The following is a 2,081-nucleotide window of genomic DNA, read 5'->3' as shown; positions in this document are numbered from 1 at the left end:
GTGGAGCTGACTTCATCCGCACACACGAGCCGCGCCCCTTGCGCGACGGGCTGGCGGTATTGGCGGCGCTGAAAGAAACCGCAAGAATTCGTTAACTGCACATTCGGGATATTTCTCTATATTCGCGCTTCATCAGAAAACTGAAGGAACCTCCATTGAATCGAACTAATATTTTTTTTGGTGAATCGCATTCTGACTGGTTGCCTGTCAGAGGCGGAGAATCTGGTGATTTTGTTTTTCGACGTGGTGACGGGCATGCCTTCGCGAAAATCGCACCTGCTTCCCGCCGCGGTGAGCTCGCTGGAGAGCGTGACCGCCTCATTTGGCTCAAAGGTCGAGGTGTGGCTTGCCCCGAGGTCATCAACTGGCAGGAGGAACAGGAGGGTGCATGCTTGGTGATAACGGCAATTCCGGGAGTACCGGCGGCTGATCTGTCTGGAGCGGATTTGCTCAAAGCGTGGCCGTCAATGGGGCAGCAACTTGGCGCTGTTCACAGCCTATCGGTTGATCAATGTCCGTTTGAGCGCAGGCTGTCGCGAATGTTCGGACGCGCCGTTGATGTGGTGTCCCGCAATGCCGTCAATCCCGACTTCTTACCGGACGAGGACAAGAGTACGCCGCAGCTCGATCTTTTGGCTCGTGTCGAACGAGAGCTACCGGTGCGGCTCGACCAAGAGCGCACCGATATGGTTGTTTGCCATGGTGATCCCTGCATGCCGAACTTCATGGTGGACCCTAAAACTCTTCAATGCACGGGTCTGATCGACCTTGGGCGGCTCGGAACAGCAGATCGCTATGCCGATTTGGCACTCATGATTGCTAACGCCGAAGAGAACTGGGCAGCGCCAGATGAAGCAGAGCGCGCCTTCGCTGTCCTATTCAATGTATTGGGGATCGAAGCCCCCGACCGCGAACGCCTTGCCTTCTATCTGCGATTGGACCCTCTGACTTGGGGTTGATGTTCATGCCGCCTGTTTTTCCTGCTCATTGGCACGTTTCGCAACCTGTTCTCATTGCGGACACCTTTTCCAGCCTCGTTTGGAAAGTTTCATTGCCAGACGGGACTCCTGCAATCGTCAAGGGATTGAAACCTATAGAAGACATTGCTGATGAACTGCGCGGGGCCGACTATCTGGTATGGCGCAATGGGAGGGGAGCAGTCCGGTTGCTCGGTCGTGAGAACAATCTGATGTTGCTCGAATATGCCGGGGAGCGAATGCTCTCTCACATCGTTGCCGAGCACGGCGACTACCAGGCGACCGAAATTGCAGCGGAACTAATGGCGAAGCTGTATGCCGCATCTGAGGAACCCCTGCCTTCTGCCCTTCTCCCGATCCGGGATCGCTTTGCAGCTTTGTTTCAGCGGGCGCGCGATGATCAAAACGCAGGTTGTCAAACTGACTACGTCCACGCGGCGATTATAGCCGATCAAATGATGAGCAATGCCTCGGAACTGCGTGGGCTACATGGCGATCTGCATCATGAAAACATCATGTTCTCCAGTCGCGGCTGGCTGGTGATAGATCCCGTCGGTCTGGTCGGTGAAGTGGGCTTTGGCGCCGCCAATATGTTCTACGATCCGGCTGACAGAGACGACCTTTGTCTCGATCCTAGACGCATTGCACAGATGGCGGACGCATTCTCTCGTGCGCTGGACGTCGATCCGCGTCGCCTGCTCGACCAGGCGTACGCTTATGGGTGCCTTTCCGCAGCTTGGAACGCGGATGGAGAAGAGGAGCAACGCGATCTAGCTATCGCGGCCGCGATCAAGCAGGTGCGACAGACGTCATACTAGATATCAAGCGACTTCTCCTATCCCCTGGGAACACATCAATCTCACCGGAGAATATCGCTGGCCAAAGCCTTAGCGTAGGATTCCGCCCCTTCCCGCAAACGACCCCAAACAGGAAACGCAGCTGAAACGGGAAGCTCAACACCCACTGACGCATGGGTTGTTCAGGCAGTACTTCATCAACCAGCAAGGCGGCACTTTCGGCCATCCGCCGCGCCCCACAGCTCGGGCAGAAACCGCGACGCTTACAGCTGAAAGCGACCAGGTGCTCGGCGTGGCAAGACTCGCA

Annotated in this window: 2 protein-coding genes and 2 pseudogenes; 3 read left to right on the top strand and 1 reads right to left on the bottom strand. The window is 56.2% G+C overall.

Annotated features, from left to right (window positions below):
- The 3 genes and pseudogenes from FTV32_RS16705 to FTV32_RS16695 all read left to right on the top strand — a co-directional run.
- Positions 1-95 (top strand): annotated as a pseudogene (locus tag FTV32_RS16705) (sulfonamide-resistant dihydropteroate synthase Sul2); the annotation flags it as partial.
- A gap of 60 nt (positions 96-155) precedes the next feature.
- Complete coding sequence (aph(3'')-Ib, locus tag FTV32_RS16700) at positions 156-959, top strand: aminoglycoside O-phosphotransferase APH(3'')-Ib (protein ID WP_001082319.1); 804 nt, start codon at positions 156-158, stop codon at positions 957-959.
- Positions 959-1,795, top strand: coding sequence for an aminoglycoside O-phosphotransferase APH(6)-Id (locus tag FTV32_RS16695; RefSeq protein WP_000480968.1), 837 nt, complete (start codon positions 959-961; stop codon positions 1,793-1,795). Before aph(3'')-Ib ends, FTV32_RS16695 begins: the two co-directional genes overlap by 1 nt.
- A 106-nt stretch (positions 1,796-1,901) precedes the next feature.
- Here the strand turns inward: FTV32_RS16695 and FTV32_RS16690 are convergent.
- Positions 1,902-2,081 (bottom strand): annotated as a pseudogene (locus tag FTV32_RS16690) (transposase zinc-binding domain-containing protein); the annotation flags it as partial.

Source organism: Acinetobacter sp. YH16032 (assembly GCF_013417345.1).
Lineage (GTDB): Bacteria > Pseudomonadota > Gammaproteobacteria > Pseudomonadales > Moraxellaceae > Acinetobacter.
The sequence above is the reverse complement of the archived record's forward strand: the minus strand, read 5'-3'. Positions and strand labels throughout refer to the sequence as shown.

Bases quoted from the DNA above. Each gene is read 5' to 3' on its own strand.
- FTV32_RS16695 (WP_000480968.1), top strand. From the start codon at position 959: ATGTTCATGCCGCCTGTTTTTCCTGCTCATTGGCACGTTTCGCAACCT.